The organism is Microbulbifer sp. (assembly GCF_051659245.1).
In the GTDB taxonomy this organism is placed as follows: Bacteria; Pseudomonadota; Gammaproteobacteria; order Pseudomonadales; family Cellvibrionaceae; genus Microbulbifer.
The window spans coordinates 1-15,448 of sequence record NZ_JBOFOC010000082.1 but is presented as its reverse complement, the minus strand read 5'-3'; the positions used below and the strand labels follow the sequence as shown (position 1 = coordinate 15,448).

General features: G+C 63.2%; 14 protein-coding genes. 7 read left to right on the top strand and 7 right to left on the bottom strand.

Annotation, left to right across the window (positions count from 1 at the left end; all coding sequences use genetic code 11):
• Nucleotides 1-3: 3 nt before the first annotated feature.
• The 4 genes from ybeY (at nt 4) to ACRC0P_RS08890 (ending at nt 4,146) form a co-directional block, all read left to right on the top strand.
• Nucleotides 4-477: an rRNA maturation RNase YbeY gene (ybeY, locus tag ACRC0P_RS08905; protein WP_438630007.1), complete on the top strand. Its 474-nt coding sequence runs from the start codon at nt 4-6 to the stop codon at nt 475-477.
• A gap of 8 nt (nt 478-485) precedes the next feature.
• Complete coding sequence (locus tag ACRC0P_RS08900; RefSeq protein ID WP_438630005.1) at nt 486-1,370, top strand: HlyC/CorC family transporter; 885 nt, start codon at nt 486-488, stop codon at nt 1,368-1,370.
• Between the two features lie 95 nt (nt 1,371-1,465).
• Nucleotides 1,466-3,055 carry an apolipoprotein N-acyltransferase gene (lnt, locus tag ACRC0P_RS08895; RefSeq protein WP_438630003.1) on the top strand — a complete coding sequence of 530 codons (1,590 nt, stop codon included), beginning with the start codon at nt 1,466-1,468 and terminating at the stop codon, nt 3,053-3,055.
• A 167-nt stretch (nt 3,056-3,222) separates the two neighbouring features.
• Nucleotides 3,223-4,146, top strand: a complete 924-nt coding sequence (locus tag ACRC0P_RS08890) for a TIGR01777 family oxidoreductase (protein ID WP_438630001.1) — start codon at nt 3,223-3,225, stop codon at nt 4,144-4,146.
• 89 nt (nt 4,147-4,235) lie between these two features.
• Here the strand turns inward: ACRC0P_RS08890 and ACRC0P_RS08885 are convergent, their stop codons facing one another.
• The 3 genes from ACRC0P_RS08885 to ACRC0P_RS08875 form a co-directional block, all read right to left on the bottom strand.
• Nucleotides 4,236-4,640, bottom strand: a complete 405-nt coding sequence (locus ACRC0P_RS08885) for a hypothetical protein (protein ID WP_438629999.1) — start codon at nt 4,638-4,640, stop codon at nt 4,236-4,238.
• A 150-nt stretch (nt 4,641-4,790) separates the two neighbouring features.
• Nucleotides 4,791-5,573 carry a YdcF family protein gene (locus tag ACRC0P_RS08880; protein WP_438629997.1) on the bottom strand — a complete coding sequence of 261 codons (783 nt, stop codon included), beginning with the start codon at nt 5,571-5,573 and terminating at the stop codon, nt 4,791-4,793.
• 2 nt (nt 5,574-5,575) lie between these two features.
• Entirely contained in the window at nt 5,576-6,028 is a 453-nt protein-coding gene (locus tag ACRC0P_RS08875) for a zinc ribbon-containing protein (protein WP_438629995.1), read from the bottom strand.
• A gap of 110 nt (nt 6,029-6,138) precedes the next feature.
• Between ACRC0P_RS08875 and leuS the strand changes: the two genes are divergently transcribed.
• The 3 genes from leuS (at nt 6,139) to holA (ending at nt 10,431) form a co-directional block, all read left to right on the top strand.
• Nucleotides 6,139-8,748 carry a leucine--tRNA ligase gene (gene leuS / locus ACRC0P_RS08870; RefSeq protein WP_438629993.1) on the top strand — a complete coding sequence of 870 codons (2,610 nt, stop codon included), beginning with the start codon at nt 6,139-6,141 and terminating at the stop codon, nt 8,746-8,748.
• A 157-nt stretch (nt 8,749-8,905) separates the two neighbouring features.
• Nucleotides 8,906-9,430 (top strand): LPS-assembly lipoprotein LptE, encoded by a 525-nt coding sequence (locus ACRC0P_RS08865; protein WP_438629991.1) that lies wholly within the window; start codon nt 8,906-8,908, stop codon nt 9,428-9,430.
• The gene (holA, locus tag ACRC0P_RS08860; RefSeq protein ID WP_438629989.1) at nt 9,430-10,431 is read left to right on the top strand and encodes a DNA polymerase III subunit delta; all 1,002 of its coding nucleotides are present in this window, start codon (nt 9,430-9,432) and stop codon (nt 10,429-10,431) included. Before ACRC0P_RS08865 ends, holA begins: the two co-directional genes overlap by 1 nt.
• A gap of 447 nt (nt 10,432-10,878) precedes the next feature.
• Here the strand turns inward: holA and urtE are convergent, their stop codons facing one another.
• From urtE to urtB, 4 genes are read right to left on the bottom strand one after another with little or no spacing between them, the layout of a single operon-like run.
• Nucleotides 10,879-11,574 carry an urea ABC transporter ATP-binding subunit UrtE gene (urtE, locus tag ACRC0P_RS08855; protein ID WP_438629987.1) on the bottom strand — a complete coding sequence of 232 codons (696 nt, stop codon included), beginning with the start codon at nt 11,572-11,574 and terminating at the stop codon, nt 10,879-10,881.
• Nucleotides 11,571-12,404 carry an urea ABC transporter ATP-binding protein UrtD gene (urtD, locus tag ACRC0P_RS08850; protein WP_438629985.1) on the bottom strand — a complete coding sequence of 278 codons (834 nt, stop codon included), beginning with the start codon at nt 12,402-12,404 and terminating at the stop codon, nt 11,571-11,573. The genes urtE and urtD overlap by 4 nt, the downstream gene beginning before the upstream one ends.
• On the bottom strand, nt 12,401-13,618 hold the full coding sequence (gene urtC / locus ACRC0P_RS08845; RefSeq protein WP_438629983.1) for an urea ABC transporter permease subunit UrtC: 1,218 nt from the start codon (nt 13,616-13,618) through the stop codon (nt 12,401-12,403). The genes urtD and urtC overlap by 4 nt, the downstream gene beginning before the upstream one ends.
• On the bottom strand, nt 13,615-15,282 hold the full coding sequence (urtB, locus tag ACRC0P_RS08840; protein WP_438629981.1) for an urea ABC transporter permease subunit UrtB: 1,668 nt from the start codon (nt 15,280-15,282) through the stop codon (nt 13,615-13,617). The genes urtC and urtB overlap by 4 nt, the downstream gene beginning before the upstream one ends.
• Between the last annotated feature and the right edge of the window lie 166 nt (nt 15,283-15,448).

Below are 15,448 nucleotides of genomic sequence, written 5' to 3'. Positions count from 1 at the left end.
CTCATGGATCTTCAACTCGACGTGCAGCGGCCCAGCCGCTGCTCCGGCCTTCCCGGCGATGGACAGATAGCCGCCTGGGCGCGCGCCGCAATCGGCGATGCACGCGAATCCGCGGAGCTCAGCGTGCGCATCGTCGACGAGGAAGAGAGCCGCGCGCTCAACAGCCGCTATCGCGGCAAAGACAAGCCCACCAATGTCCTGTCCTTCCCCGCCGATCTTCCCGAAGAGCTGGGCTTGCCCCTGCTCGGCGACCTGGTGATCTGCGCCCCGGTGGTCGCCCGGGAGGCTGACCAGCAGCACAAAGCGCTCCCGGCGCACTGGGCACACATGGTAGTCCATGGCACACTGCACCTTCTGGGCTACGACCATATCGAGGACGCGGACGCGGAAATCATGGAAGGCCTGGAAACCCGGTTGCTGGAGGGATTGGGATTCCCCGACCCCTATACGGCAAAAGAATTGGACGAACACGAGTAACCCGGAGCATGGCCACATCCATGACCACAGACGAGCCCCCAAGTAGTCGCTCTTCCGGCAAACCCCGATCGGGGGAGAAAAACTGGCTGGAAAAGCTTCTCGGCGCTTTTTCCGCAGAACCCAAATCCCGGGACGAGTTGCTGGATATCATCAAGGATGCCGCGGAAAACCAACTGGTGGACGCGGAGGCCCTGTCCATCATCGAGGGCGCGCTGGACGTATCCAGCCAGCAGGTGCGCGAGATCATGATCCCCCGCTCGCAGATGGTGGTGGTCAGCCTGCAGGACAAGCCCGAGGAGTTCCTGCCCAAAATCATCGAATCCGGCCACTCCCGCTTCCCGGTGATCGGTGAAAGCGTGGATGATATCCGCGGCATCCTGCTGGCCAAGGACCTGTTGCCGCTGGTACTGAAGGGCGTGGAGGAATTCCAGTTCGAGGACATCATCCGCCCGGCCAATATCATTCCCGAGAGCAAGCGCCTGAACATCCTGCTGCGCGAATTCCGCGAGAACCGCTACCATATGGCGGTCGTGATCGACGAGTACGGCGGCGTCTCCGGCGTGGTCACCATCGAGGATATCCTCGAGGAAATCGTCGGCGAGATCGAGGACGAGACCGACGAGGAGGAAGCGGACAGCTTTATCCGCAAGGTGGGCGACAACGACTATATCGTCAAGGCTCTCACCCCCATCGAGGACTTCAACCACTACTTCGACAGCGAGCTCAGCGACGAGGAGTTCGACACCGTCGGCGGCCTGGTCATGCAGTCCTTCGGCCACCTGCCCGGACGCGACGAAGTCACCCGGCTGGGGAATTTCACCTTCCGCGTGCTCTACGCGGACAACCGGCAGGTTCACCTGCTGCGGGTGAGTCGAATGATGAATGCGGAATGAGGAATGCGGAATGGCGTGGGATGGATAAGCGCAGCGCACCTACCGACAGTTGGAATCAGGCCAGTACCAAAAATTGGAGCCGATCCGGGGACTGAATGAGTAAACATTCCGCATTCCGCATTCCGCATTCCGCATTGGCGGCCGCCGCCGGCGCCCTGCTAACCCTCTCCCTAGCCCCTTTCGGCTGGTGGATCTGCGGCCTGCTGTCCCTCTCGCTGCTGGCCTGGCTGAACCTGCGCGCCGCCGGCGAAGGTCGGCAGCTCGGCGGAGGCCGCAGCCTGTGGCTGGCGTTCTGCTACGGCCTGGGCCTGTTCGCCAGCGGCGGCTCCTGGGTATATATCTCCATCACCCAGTTCGGCGGCTCATCGGTTCCCCTGGGCCTGCTGCTCACCGGCGCCTTCGTGGCCATTATGGCGCTGCTGCTGGCACTGCCGTTTTACTTCCTCGGCCGTTTTACCGACAACAAAATCAGCTTCGCCCTCGCCTTCGCCGCCCTTTGGTTTGTCAGCGAGTGGCTGCGCAGCTGGATCTTTACCGGCTTCCCCTGGCTGTTTGCCGGCTACGCCCATATCGGCACCTGGCTGTCCGGCTGGGCGCCGGTGGTGAGCGTCTACGGTATCGGCCTGCTGCTGGCCTTCACCGCGGCGGTGATCGCCCTTGCCGCCAGCGGGCGCCTGGCGCCGCTGCTGACCCCGGAAAACAAGCGCACACACATCGCCCTGCTGCTGGCAGCGGCCCTCCCCTGGCCGCTGGGTGCACTGCTGTCGCAGGTGGAGTGGACGGCACCGGAGGGGAAGGAAATTGCCGTGGGCCTGGTGCAGGCCAATATTCCCCAGGAGAAGAAGTGGCTCCCGGAGTTCCGCGGCGAAACCATCAGCCGCTACCAGGACGGCACCCGGGTTCTGAGCGAACGCGGCGTGGACGTGATCGTCTGGCCCGAGGCGGCGCTGCCGCTGCTCTACCGCCAGGCGCCCAACCTGATGCAGGCACTGCAGCGCAACGCGGAAAACAGCGGCATCGACCTGGTCAGCGGCATACTCTACGACCGCGACGACAACGGCCTGCACAGGATACACAACTCGGCGGCGGTTTTCGGGCGCAGTCCGCAGGTATATCACAAGCGCCACCTGGTGCCCTTCGGCGAATATGTTCCGCTGGAGGAGTGGATTCGCGGCACCATCGAGTTCTTCGACCTGCCCACCTCCTTCATTCGCCCGGGGGATGAAGGCCAGCAACCGCTGCACGCCGGCGGTGCCAGCTGGGCCCCGCTGATCTGCTACGAGATCGTCTACCCGCAGATAGTGGCGGACAGCGCCCTATCCGCCCAGGTGCTGCTGACCATCAGCAACGACGCCTGGTTCGGCGACTCCATCGGTCCGTTGCAGCATATGCAGATGGCGCAGATGCGCGCGCTGGAAACCGGCCGCTACCTGGTGCGCGGCACCAACACCGGCGTGACCGCCATCGTGGACCCCCGCGGGCAGATCATCGACAGACTGCCGCAGTTCGAGCGGGCCGAACTGGTCGGCCGAATCCGCGCGGCGAGCGGCAACACGCCGTTTATGCTCGCGGGCGTCTGGGGCGTCTTCGCGCTGGCGCTGCCGATGCTGGTTTCCGCGCTGCTGCTGCGGCGCAGAAACACCCCGCAGTCGGATACCCCGCTGGCTGGCGAGGCATCGGACTGAAAACCCGCGCCAGCCGGGGCGAGGACGGCGTATAAATTTGCCGCTTACCGCTCCACTTTCACCTAAACTGCGCATAAGCCGTATCACAGTGTCGGCGCCCCCTACCGTCCCGCGTCGATCGCGATACGCCTAGCCTCTAGTCAAATGCCGGCACGGATGCCTTCCCTATGCACTGTTTAATCAGCGGTGGCACTGGCCTGATCGGCCGCCTGTTTTGCCAGTATTGGCTGGCCCGCGGCGATACGATCACGGTGCTCAGCCGGAGGCCGGAACAGGTGCGCGACCTCTGCGGCGAGACGGCCGTGAGCTGCCGCAATCTCACCGAAGTCCAGGCACCGGTCGACGTGGTAGTGAACCTGGCGGGCGAGTCCATCTCGCGCCGCTGGAACAGCAAGCGCCGCGCGCAAATTCGCCGCTCCCGCCTGGAAATCACCGAAAACCTGGTGGAATGGTCCCTGTCCCGGGAACAGCGGCCGTCTTATTTTCTCTCCGGCTCCGCAGTGGGCTATTACGGCGACCGCGGCGGCGACCTGCTGCGGGAAAGCAGCAGCCCCGGAGGCGGCTTCGCGGCGCAGCTGTGCCGCGACTGGGAGGCCGCCACCCTGCCCCTGCGGCAGGCCGGCGTCTGCGTGGGCATTATGCGCACTGCCATAGTCCTCTCCACCCGCGGCGGCGCGCTGACGCAGATGCTGCCGGCCTTTCGCCTGGGGCTGGGCGGCCCGCTGAGTTCCGGCGAACACTGGATGAGCTGGATTCACGAGGAGGATATCGTAGGGCTGATGCTGCACGTCATCGACCAACGGCTCTGCCAGCCATTCAACGCCTGCGCCCCCGAAGCGGTGACCAACAACAGTTTCGCCCGCCTGCTGGCCAAGCAGTTGCATCGCCCCAGCCTGGTGCGCACACCCGCGTGGATGCTGAAACTGATGTTCGGGGAAATGGCCGAGGAACTGCTACTGGCCAGCCAGAAAATGGAGCCGCGCACCGCCCTGGACAGCGGCTACACCTTTCGCTTTCCCACCCTGGAGCAGGCGCTGGAAGACCTGCTTTCCAGAGGACGGAAGCCAGAAGTCAGGGAACAGATGCGTTAATTCGAAGCACTAAGTTTGTAGGATGGGCAAAGCGCAGCGTGCCCATCAAGACCCGAAAGATGGGCACGTCGCTGCGCTCCTTGGACTCGCTACGCGGCCTCAATCGGGCGGCTGAGGGCCTGGGCGAGGTAGCGGCGACCCGCCTCCCCCACCACCTGCTCGGCGCGGCATTCCATGGGCGCGGTACCCACCCACTGGGCATGCCAGCGGTACCACTGATGCTCGTCGTCCTCGCAGCGCAACTCGACGAAATCCACCAGGGCGGGATCGAGGTTGAACTCGCGCACAATCTGCCCGGCAAAAGTCTCGAAGTTCTTGCAAACCTGGGCCGCCCTGTCCGTGCCGCTGCACAGAAACACCAGTTGGCGGTCGTCCTGCTGCCCCTGCCTGAAACCCAGCCACACGGGGCGGTTGAGACGATTGTGCAATTGGATTGGGGAAAAAGACGAAGGGATGCCCGTCATCTCGAAAGTACCTCTCTCATTGTTGTCCACAGCCGTCACTCCACTTCTACAGTTGCCGGCAGTCCGCTCAATCGACTGTGAGCCCCCTACGGGCGCCCGGACTTGCCGGGTACTTTCAACGATTCCTGAATTTCGGTGTCGGGTTGACTGCTTAAGAGCTGTCATCGCCCCAAAGGTTCCTCAACAGGAGGATCTCACCGGCGGCAGGGCCGTCCAGTGGTACCACCGGCGCGCCAGCCATTCCCGCCAGTACACCTGGGTGCGCAGCAGCGCCGGGGCGCTGGGCAGCCAGCGCAGCAGTCCGCTCTGCGCCCGGGGCAGCAGTTCGGCCGAAGTCCCCACCGGCAGAGGCTGCACCTGCAGCCCGGAGCGGGCGAACACCTCCGCGGCGCGGGGCATATGCCACCAGTGGGTTACCAGCACCACACTTTCCACACCGGAACCGTGCAGCAGCGCCGCACTGTTGACCGCATTCTCTGCGGTTGTCCGACTGCAATTCTCGCGCCAAGTCACCGGGCGTTGAAACAGCTCCTGTATCACCCCGGCCATCAGTTCGGCCTCCGGGGCCCGCTCCCCCTCGTATACCCGCCCCCCGGAAACCATCAGCGGCAGCTGCCGGGGAGCCTTTTCCATAGCCCGGACCACCCGCTCCAGGCTGGTGGCGGAAACGCGCTCGTTACCGGAATTCTCATCCCGGTAACGGCCGCCACCCAGAATCACCACCGCCTGGGGCACCGCCTCCGGCGCCGGCGATATCCTGTCCAGCCGCTCCCCCAGCCAGGAGGAGAAGGCCGGTGTCGCGCAAACCCACAGGACGGCAAAGGACAGGATAGCAAGGGGCAGTGACAGTTTGGCGAAAGGCGAAGCGGCGGGAAAACACCAGAGGACAAAGGCCAGCAACAGACCCAGCAGGGGGAGGAACGGCGGCATCACCAGGGCGGCCAGAGTGGTGTGCGCTTCCACCCCTATTCGTCCAGGCCGCCTTCGATCTGCCGGAAGCAGCCGTAGCCGCAGCGGTGGCAGGGAGTGATCTGGCTGTTCTCCGGCGGCATGGCGCGGTAGCCGCAGCCCAGGCACTGCAACTCCTCGCCGGCGCCGACCCGCTCCCCGGCCAGGGCCCAGGGCTGGCCCCGCCGGATACAGCGCATCAGGTTGGGCCAGGCGGTCTCGGTAGGGTCGGCGGCATCCAGCAGCCAGTCGCTGGTGCGCTCTTCCAGAGTCCGAATTTCACCGCCCAACCCGCGCATATAGTCTCCGGCACGGTGCAGATCATCTTTCAACCAGGCGCGCAGGAAGGCCACCTTATTCGCGGTGAGATCTTCCACCGCCAGTTCGTCCTCTATCAGGTTCTCCAGGTCCCGGCGCAATTCTTCTGTCATGTCCTCGTCTTCCGGCGGCAGCTTCGGTTCCTTCGTCACGGCATCCCTCCTATAATTCGGCGCTTCGGCATCGTAAACGATGTCGCTCCTACAGGGTAGGTTGAAAATTTCCCCTCAAATTTCGATCACAGAGTATAGGTCCCCAATCAATGGAAGAGCAGTACAACCCCTCCGCAATCGAAGCATCCGCCCAGCAGTTCTGGGAGGAGCAGAAGAGCTTTGAAGTGACGGAGGACCCCAGCAGGGAGAAGTTCTACTGCCTATCCATGTTCCCCTATCCCAGCGGCAAGCTGCACATGGGCCATGTGCGCAATTACACCATCACCGACGTGATCTCCCGCTACCAGCGCATGCAGGGCAAGAATGTACTGCACCCCATGGGCTGGGACGCCTTCGGCCTGCCGGCGGAGAACGCGGCCATCCAGAACAAGACGGCGCCGGCTGTGTGGACCTACGCCAATATCGATTACATGAAAGGCCAGTTGAAGGCGCTGGGCTTCGGCTTCGACTGGTCCCGGGAATTGGCCACCTGCCAGCCGTCCTACTACCGCTGGGAACAGTGGTTCTTCACCCGCCTCTATGAAAAGGGCCTCGTCTACAAGAAAAACTCGGCGGTGAACTGGTGCCCCCACGACCAAACGGTACTGGCCAACGAACAGGTGGAAGACGGCTGCTGCTGGCGTTGCGGCACCACCGTGGAGCGCCGCGAACTGGCGCAGTGGTTCATCAAGATCACCGACTACGCGGAAGAACTGCTCGCCGACCTGGACAAGCTGCCCCACTGGCCGGAACAGGTGCGCACCATGCAGCGCAACTGGATCGGCAAGAGCAAGGGGGTGGAGCTGAGCTTCGCGCTGCCGCAGCCCATCGCCGGCGTCGACCACTTCGATGTCTACACCACCCGTCCGGACACCCTGATGGGTGTCACCTACGTCTCCCTCGCCGCCGAGCACCCCATCGCCCTGGCGCTGGCGGAAGACAACCCCGAACTGAAGGAATTTATCGCCGAGTGCAAGAGGCAGTCCCTTTCCGAGGCCGATATGGCCACCATGGAGAAGAAAGGGATGGACACCGGTCTCAAAGCCATCCACCCGATCACCGGGGAGGAGGTTCCGGTGTGGATCGCCAACTATGTGCTGATGGACTACGGCTCCGGCGCCGTGATGGCGGTGCCGGCCCACGACCAGCGGGACTGGGAATTCGCACACAAATACCACCTGCCGATCAAACAGGTGGTGGAGCCTGCAGACGGCGAAACCATCGACCTGGAAAAGGAAGCCTTCGTGGAGAAAGGCCGGCTGGTGAATTCCGGCCCAGGTTTTGAACAGTTCGACGGACTCGATTTCAGTGCCGCCTTCGACGCCATCGCCGAGGCTCTGAAGGCCGCGGGTAAGGGCCGCGTCACCACCAACTACCGGCTGCGCGACTGGGGCGTATCCCGCCAGCGCTACTGGGGCGCCCCCATCCCCATATTCAACCTGGCCGACGGCGGCGAGATCCCTGTACCGGCTGATAAGCTGCCGATACTGCTGCCTGAGGATGTGGAACTGGACGGTGTCCAGTCGCCGATCAAGGCAGACCCGGCGTGGCGCAAAGACGAGTTGAACGGCGAGCCGGTGGAGCGCGAGACCGACACCTTCGACACCTTTATGGAATCCAGTTGGTACTACGCCCGCTACACCTGCCCGGATTTCGACCAGGGAATGCTGGACCCAGAGCGCGCCAACTACTGGCTGCCGGTGGACCAGTACGTGGGCGGCATCGAACACGCCATCCTTCACCTGCTCTACGCGCGCTTCTTCCACAAGCTGATGCGCGACGAAGGCCTGGTGAACAGCGACGAACCCTTCGAGCGGCTGCTGTGCCAGGGCATGGTGCTGGCGGAATCCTTTTACCGGGAGACCGACGGCCACAAGACCTGGATCGCCCCCGCCGACGTGGATGTGGAGCGCGACGACAAGGGCAAACCGATCCGCGCCGTCGAGCGCGCCACCGGCGAGGAGGTGATTCCCGGCGGCGTGGTCAAGATGTCCAAGTCCAAGAACAACGGCATAGATCCCCACGCCACAGTGGAGCAGTACGGCGCGGACACCGTGCGCCTGTTCACCATGTTCGCCGCGCCGCCGGAACAGACCCTGGAGTGGCACGACGCCGGCGTGGAGGGCGCCAGCCGATTCCTGCGCAAACTGTGGAAGACAGTACACAGCCACCGGGCTGCCGGCGGCAGCAGTGCAAACATCGACACCGATGCGCTCAACGAACAACAACAGCAGCTGCGCCGCAAGACCCACGAGACCATCCAGAAAGTCAGCGACGACTACGGTCGCCGCCAGACCTTCAATACCGCCGTGGCCGCGGTGATGGAACTGCTCAACGAAGTGGGCAGGCTGGCGGAGCGCGAAAGCGCTCAAGGCCTGGCGGTGGAACGGGAAGCACTGCAGGCCGCTGTACTGCTGCTCGCGCCCGTGACTCCGCATATCTGCCACAGCCTGTGGCAGGCGCTGGGCAACAACACACCGCTGGTGGACGCGCAGTGGCCACTGGTGGACGAAAACGCGCTGGTGCGCTCCAGCATCACCCTGGTGGTGCAAGTGAACGGCAAGGTGCGCGCGAAATTTGAAGCACCGGCCGATGCGGACAAAGAAACTCTGGAAAAGCTGGCGCTATCCAACGAGAACGTGCAGAAATTTATCGGCGACGCCACGGTGCGCAAGGTGATCGTGGTACCGGGCAAGCTCGTCAATATCGTCGCGAAATAACGAAGGTCGGGATGGTTCGGGACTCGGGACTCGGGACTCGGGACTCGGGACTCGGGACTCGGGACTCGGAAAGAATAGCTCCCCTCTCCCGCTTGCGGGAGAGGGGTTGGGGGAGAGGGTTTCGGGTCGCAGACCCGCCCACAAATTCGGGTAAACCATGAAAAAAGCAGTCAACCACATCCTCATTCTGCTCACGGTAATCGTCACCGCCAGCTGTGGCTGGCACCTGCGCGGCGCGCCAAAGAACTTCCCGCCGGGCAGCCAGCTGTACATCTTCGCGGAGGACCCGCGCAGCGATATCGCCGGGGAACTGACCCGCCTGCTGCAAAACGGCGGCGTGCCCATGGCGGAAACCCCCGAGGAAGCCGACTACGTACTGACCATTCACAAGGAAATAGAGCGCAAGCGCACCGTGGCGGTGGACGCCAGAGGCCGCGCCTCGGAGTACGAACTGATCACCAGCGCCATCTACAGTGTGCGCGACAGCAGCGGCCGCACCCTGCTGAACTACGCCGAGGCAGACGTCTACCGCACCCTGGAGTGGGACGACAACGAAGTGGTGAGCAAGGGCGAGGAGGAGATCCTGCTGCGCGAGGAAATGCGCCGCGAACTGATCGGCCGCATTATCGACCGGCTGCGCCGCATCGACGTCAATGCGCCCGCAGAAGACAGAAGTTACTGATGCGCATTAATCCCGGACAACTGCAGCAGAATTTGAACAAGGGTCTGACCCCCATCTACATCGTCTCCGGCGACGAGCCGCTGCTGGTGCAGGAGTGCTGTGACAGCATTCGCGCCGCAGCCAGGAAACAGGGATTCAGCGAGCGCGAGCTGCTGCACGCGGAACACAACTTCGACTGGGGCCTGCTGCTCGCCTCCGCCGGCAGCCTGTCCCTGTTTGCGGAAAAGAAAATCATCGAGCTGCGCCTGCCAAGCGGCAAGCCCGGCGACAAGGGCAGCAAGGCGCTGCAGGAATTCGCCGCCGTCAGCGACGGCGACCTGCTGCTGTTGCTGGTACTGCCCAGGCTGGACCGCTCCCAGCTCAACAGCAAGTGGATCAAATCGCTGGAACCAAAAGGCGCATTGATACAGGTGTGGCCGGTGGACGCCCGGGAAATGCCGCGCTGGATTCACCAGCGCCTGCGCGCTGCGGGGCTGGATGCGGAGCCGGAGGCAATCCAGATTCTCGCAGAGCGGGTGGAGGGCAACCTGCTCGCCGCCAGCCAGGAGATAGAAAAACTCAAGCTGCTCAATACCGACAACCTGATCACTGCCGAAGTGATGAGTGATGCCGTGGCCAGCTCGGCCCGCTACGACGTCTTCGGCCTGATCGACAGGGCCCTGGCGGGGGACGCGGAAGCCGCGATCAAAACCCTGCACGGCCTGCGCGCCGAGGGCGTGGAGGCACCGGTGGTGCTCTGGGCCATTGCACGGGAAATCCGCAGCCTGCTGGAGATCGGCGGGAAGCTCGACCAGGGCCAGCCCATCGCACGCCTGGTCCGTATCCAGAAACGCCAGCCACTGGTACAGGCCGCCCTCGCCCGCCTGCGCCCGCGGCAGTTGGAAGGCCTGCTGCTACGCGCCCGCGCCGTGGACAGCGCCATCAAGGGCGGCAGGGACCAGGACCCCTGGACAGGACTGCTGGAACTGACGCTGAACCTGTCCGGCAGGCGCAGCGTCTGACCCGGATGGCACGAAGTCGTAGGATGGGCAAAGGAGCGTAGCGACGTGCCCATCTTCCAGGACCTTGATGGGCACACTACGCTTTGCCCATCCTACAAATATGCCGATTTTCGGCTTAAGGTAGCGGTATTAGTGTCTGACCCGAATGGTACTAAGTTAAGCTCCGAGTTGTTGCTCCTGTCCCTGAGGATACGCTGTAGGAGCCTGCTTGCAGGCGAACATTCCCGGTGCCTTGCCGCGACCTCAATTCGCCTGCAAGCAGGCTCCTACAGGGAGATTCCGCTTAACTTAGTGCCATTCGTGTCTGACCGGATGGCACTGAGTTAAGGAGAAACCCTGTGGGAGCCAGCCCTGCTGGCGAAACAAATATTGCCGATAGCACTGTCCCAATCGCCTGCAGGGCAGGCTCCTACAAACTGGCTACAGAAACTCTCAGGCCCGAAATCTTCACACCGCCAGGTACTGCCGGATCAAACCGTCGTCCAGTTTCGCCATTTGATCCGCGGCCACAATCCGCCCCTTCTGCATCAGGCGGAACTCGCGGCCAACGCGGCGGGCGAAGCCCAGTTTCTGTTCCACCAGGATAACCGTCAGCCCGTCCTCCTCGTTCAACATCCGGATCACATCGCCGATCTGGCGCACGATGTTGGGCTGAATACCTTCATTGGGTTCGTCGAGGATCAATACCTTGGGATCGATCACCAGTGCGCGCCCGATGGCCAGTTGCTGTTGCTGGCCGCCGGACAGGTCGCCGCCACGGCGGTGCAGCATGTCCTTCAGCACCGGAAACAGTTCAAAGATCCGCTGGGGAATCCGGCGCGCCTTGTCCTTGCGCACCGGCAGTCCGATCTGCAGGTTTTCCTCCACCGTCAGCAGCGGAAAAATATCCCGCCCCTGGGGCACATAACCGATGCCGAGATGCGCGCGCGCCTGTGCCGCGCGCCCTTCAATGGGCTTGCCCCCGAACAGAATGCGCCCGTCGCTCGCCGGCAACAGCCCCATCAGGCACTTGAGCAAAGTGGTCTTGCCGGCGCCATTGCGGCCCATGATGCAGGTGCACGAACCTTTTTCCACATCCAGGTCGAGATCCCAGAGAATCTGCGTACCGCCGTATTTCTGGTTGAGTTTTTCGATTCGGATCATGCGCCCTCCCCCAGGTAAACCTCGATCACATCGGGATTGCTCTGCACCTGGTCCATGGTGCCCTCCGCCAGTACCGCCCCCTGGTGCAGTACCGTCACCGTACGCGCAATGCTGCGCACAAATTCCATATCGTGTTCCACCACGATCACCGTGTGCTCGCCGGCCAAAGAGGTGAGCAGTTCCGCGGTGCGCTCGGCCTCTTCCGCGGTCATCCCCGCAACGGGTTCGTCGATCAGCAGCAGGCGCGGCTCGGCCGCCAGCAACATGCCGATTTCCAGCCACTGCTTCTGCCCGTGGGAGAGAGCGCCGGCAAGTTGGTAGCGCGCCTTCGTCAGCCCGATGGTTTCCAGCACGCGGTCGATGCGATCGCGCTGCTCACCGTTGAGGGCTGCGGTCAGGGCAGACCAGGCACCCTTGCTGCCTTTCAGGGAGAGCTCCAGGTTGGTGTACACCGTATGTGCCTCGAACACCGTGGGCTTCTGGAATTTGCGCCCGATACCCAGCTGCGCAATCGCCGCCTCGTCGTGCGCAAGCAGGTCGATGTTCTGGCCGAACCAGGCGCTGCCGCTATCGCAGCGGGTCTTGCCGGTGATCACGTCCATCAGCGTGGTTTTGCCCGCGCCGTTGGCCCCGATCAGGCAACGCAGCTCGCCGTCATTCACATAGAGATTCAGATCGTTCAACGCCTTGAAGCCATCGAAACTGACACTCAGCCCCTCGACGTACAGGATCACCTGATGTGAGACGTCCACGGCCCGCTGACGCGGAACCAGAAATGGCCAGGTGGTATCGCGTCGCAGCAGTTCGCGTGCCTGTGCCGTTACGTTCATGCCCGAGCCTCCCCAGTGATCGGTTCCGCAGGCGCATTGCCTGCGGAAACTTCGCCTGTATTATTTTCCCCTCGCGTTTCCGCATCTGTCGGCCGGCCGCGCTGCAGCAGGCCGACGAGGCCTTTCGGCAGCAGTACGGTGACCACCACGAACAGGGTGCCCAGGGCAAACAGCCAGCCGTCCGGCATCACCGCGGTAAAACGGGTCTTGGCGTAGTTCACCAGCAGGGCACCGACTATGGCGCCGTACAAGGTGCCGCGGCCGCCGACCGCCACCCACACCACCACCTCGATGGAATTGAGTGGCGAAAACTCTCCCGGATTGATGATGCCCACCTGGGGCACGTAGAGCATGCCCGCCACGGCCGCCACCAGCGCGGAATAGACGAACAGCCACACCTTGTAGCCTTCGGTGCGGTAGCCGAGAAAACGCGCGCGCGGCTCGGCATCGCGGATGGCCACCACCACGCGCCCGAGCCGCGAGTGCACGATGGCGCGGCTGGCGACAAAGGTAAGCGCCAATAGCAGCGCCGTCGCCATCAGCAGGGCCACGCGGGTGCCATCCGCCTGCAGGTCGAAGCCGAGTATGTCCTTGAAATCCGTCAGGCCGTTGTTGCCGCCGAACCCCATCTCGTTGCGGAAGAAAGCCAGCATCAGGGCGTAGGTCAGCGCCTGGGTCATGATCGACAGGTATACCCCGGTGACGCGCGACCGGAACGCCAGCCAGCCGAACACAAACGCCAGCAGGCCCGGCACCAGCAGGGCCATCAGCAACGCGAACCAGAACTGATCCATACCGTGCCAGTACCAGGGCAGCTCCTGCCAGTTGAGGAACACCATGAAATCCGGCAGGTCCGGATTGCCGTAGACACCGCGATCGCCGATCTGGCGCATCAGGTACATGCCCATGCCATAGCCGCCCAGCGCGAAGAAGGCGCCGTGACCGAGGCTCAGGATGCCGCAGTATCCCCACACAATATCCACCGCCATCGCCAACATGGCAAAGCACAGGTACTTGCCCATCAGCGTGATGGTGTAGGTGCTCACGTATAGCGGCGATTCGGCGGGCAACAGCAGGTTGGCGGCCGACATCAGCAGCGTGACCCCGAGCAGGATCGCCACCAGTAGCGAGGACCCCTCGCCCGGCGCGCGCAGCCGCGCCAGCGCGCCGGCCAGGTTGCCGAACAGGGATCGGTTGTGTTCCGCAGTCGTCATTCGGCGGCCCTCCCGCGCTGCGGAAACAGCCCCTTGGGCCGCTTCTGGATAAACAGGATCAGGCACACCAGCACGATGATGTTCGCCAGCACCGCGCCGGTGGCGGGCTCGAGGAACTTGTTGGTCACACCGAGGGAGAAGCCACCGACGAGGGTGCCGAGCAGATTGCCGACGCCACCGAACACCACCACCATGAATGAATCGATGATGTAGGACTGCCCGAGATTCGGCCCCACATTGGTCAGCTGGCTCAGCGCCACACCGGCCACACCGGCGATACCCGAGCCCAGGCCGAAGGTCATGGCATCCACCATTTCCGTGCGCACCCCCATGGCCTTTGCCATGTCGCGGTTCTGTGACACCGCGCGCACATTCAGGCCCAGGGAAGTTTTCTTCAGGGTCACCAGCAGCAGCGCAAATACGGCGAGCGCAAACAACAGGATATAAAGGCGGTTAAAGGTGACAGAGAACACCGGGTTGATAGCGAAAGCGCCGCTCATCCAGCCGGGCGTCACCACCGGCATATTGAGCGGCGAGAAAATTGTACGCACTGCCTGTTGCAGGATCAGGCTGATACCGAAAGTGGCCAGCAGGGTTTCCAGCGGGCGCCCCTGCAGGTGACGGATGACACCGCGTTCGATCAACACTCCCACACCCCCCGAAACCAGGAACGCCGCCGGCACCGCCACCAGCAGGGAGTATTCGATGGCGCCGGGCATCAGCTGCTGCACCACGTAGGTGGTATAGGCGCCGAGCATGATCATTTCGCCGTGGGCCATATTGATCACGCCCATCACACCAAAAGTGATGGCCAGACCGATGGCCGCGAGCAGCAGCACCGAACCGAGGCTCAGGCCAAAAAACAGCTGCTCCATAAAACCGTAGAACGCTATACGGCCCTCAATTTCTTCCAGCGCTTGCTGAGCAGCCATGCGAATTTTTTTGTCGCTTTCGCGCTCATCGTCGAGCAGGCGCTTCAACTGGTTGCGCACCGGCGCTTCGAGACGCCCGCTCATCACAGCGATAGCCGACAGCCGCGCGTCCGTTACGCTGGAATCGCGCAGCTCCACCATCGCCTGCGCCAGTTCAATCAGCTCGCTCACCCTGTCGCTCTGACCGGCGCCGGCGGCGGCCTGCAGCAGGCGCATATTCTGCGGGCTCAGGTCATCCAGGATTGCCAGCACTGCGCCCTCTTTTTGCGCCTCAGTCCCGTGCATCAGATCAATGCGGGCAATGGCATCGCGCAGGTGGCTGCGCAGGCGGTTGTTCACGCGGACTTTCTTGATCGAACGACGCGACTGTATCCCCAGGTCCTCCCCGGTAAAGATATCGTTGCCGATCCGCTCGCCGGCCTGGTTCTTTTGTACCGCCATCAACCGGCCGGTCTCGCGCTGGTAGTAAAGGTCTCCCGCGAGCATGGTGGCAAAAAGTCCGCGCATCTCGCGGCCACCGGAACGCTCGAGCTGGTCCAGCACCTCTGCGCTCTCGCGCAGGCTGGCCTGGGTGAGCCGCGTCAGTAGTACCTGGCGATCACCGCCGGGCTCCTCGGGCGCCGGTGTGGCGGACGGCGATGCCTGCTCCGAAACGGCACTGCCGGCGCTCGCGGCCGGCAGTGTCGTCACCAGCGCCAACAGCAGGCAACCGGTCAATAGCAAATGTTTCACTTGTATAACCCCGTATAACTTACAGAGGAATTATCGATATCTCGTACTACTCGGGGCCCGGGAAATGAATACCGGAACTTAATGCGAAGGCGCTGATGCCGGTGGCTGTTTGCGGGACTGTCTGCGAGAGGGACCTCGCGGACAAGCCTACAGGGACGTATTCACG

Bases quoted from the DNA above. Each gene is read 5' to 3' on its own strand.
- ybeY (WP_438630007.1), top strand. From the start codon at position 4: ATGGATCTTCAACTCGACGTGCAGCGGCCCAGCCGCTGCTCCGGCCTT.
- ACRC0P_RS08900 (WP_438630005.1), top strand. From the start codon at position 486: ATGGCCACATCCATGACCACAGACGAGCCCCCAAGTAGTCGCTCTTCC.
- lnt (WP_438630003.1), top strand. From the start codon at position 1,466: ATGAGTAAACATTCCGCATTCCGCATTCCGCATTCCGCATTGGCGGCC.
- ACRC0P_RS08890 (WP_438630001.1), top strand. From the start codon at position 3,223: ATGCACTGTTTAATCAGCGGTGGCACTGGCCTGATCGGCCGCCTGTTT.
- leuS (WP_438629993.1), top strand. From the start codon at position 6,139: ATGGAAGAGCAGTACAACCCCTCCGCAATCGAAGCATCCGCCCAGCAG.
- ACRC0P_RS08865 (WP_438629991.1), top strand. From the start codon at position 8,906: ATGAAAAAAGCAGTCAACCACATCCTCATTCTGCTCACGGTAATCGTC.
- holA (WP_438629989.1), top strand. From the start codon at position 9,430: ATGCGCATTAATCCCGGACAACTGCAGCAGAATTTGAACAAGGGTCTG.
- urtE (WP_438629987.1), bottom strand. From the start codon at position 11,574: ATGATCCGAATCGAAAAACTCAACCAGAAATACGGCGGTACGCAGATT.
- urtD (WP_438629985.1), bottom strand. From the start codon at position 12,404: ATGAACGTAACGGCACAGGCACGCGAACTGCTGCGACGCGATACCACC.
- urtC (WP_438629983.1), bottom strand. From the start codon at position 13,618: ATGACGACTGCGGAACACAACCGATCCCTGTTCGGCAACCTGGCCGGC.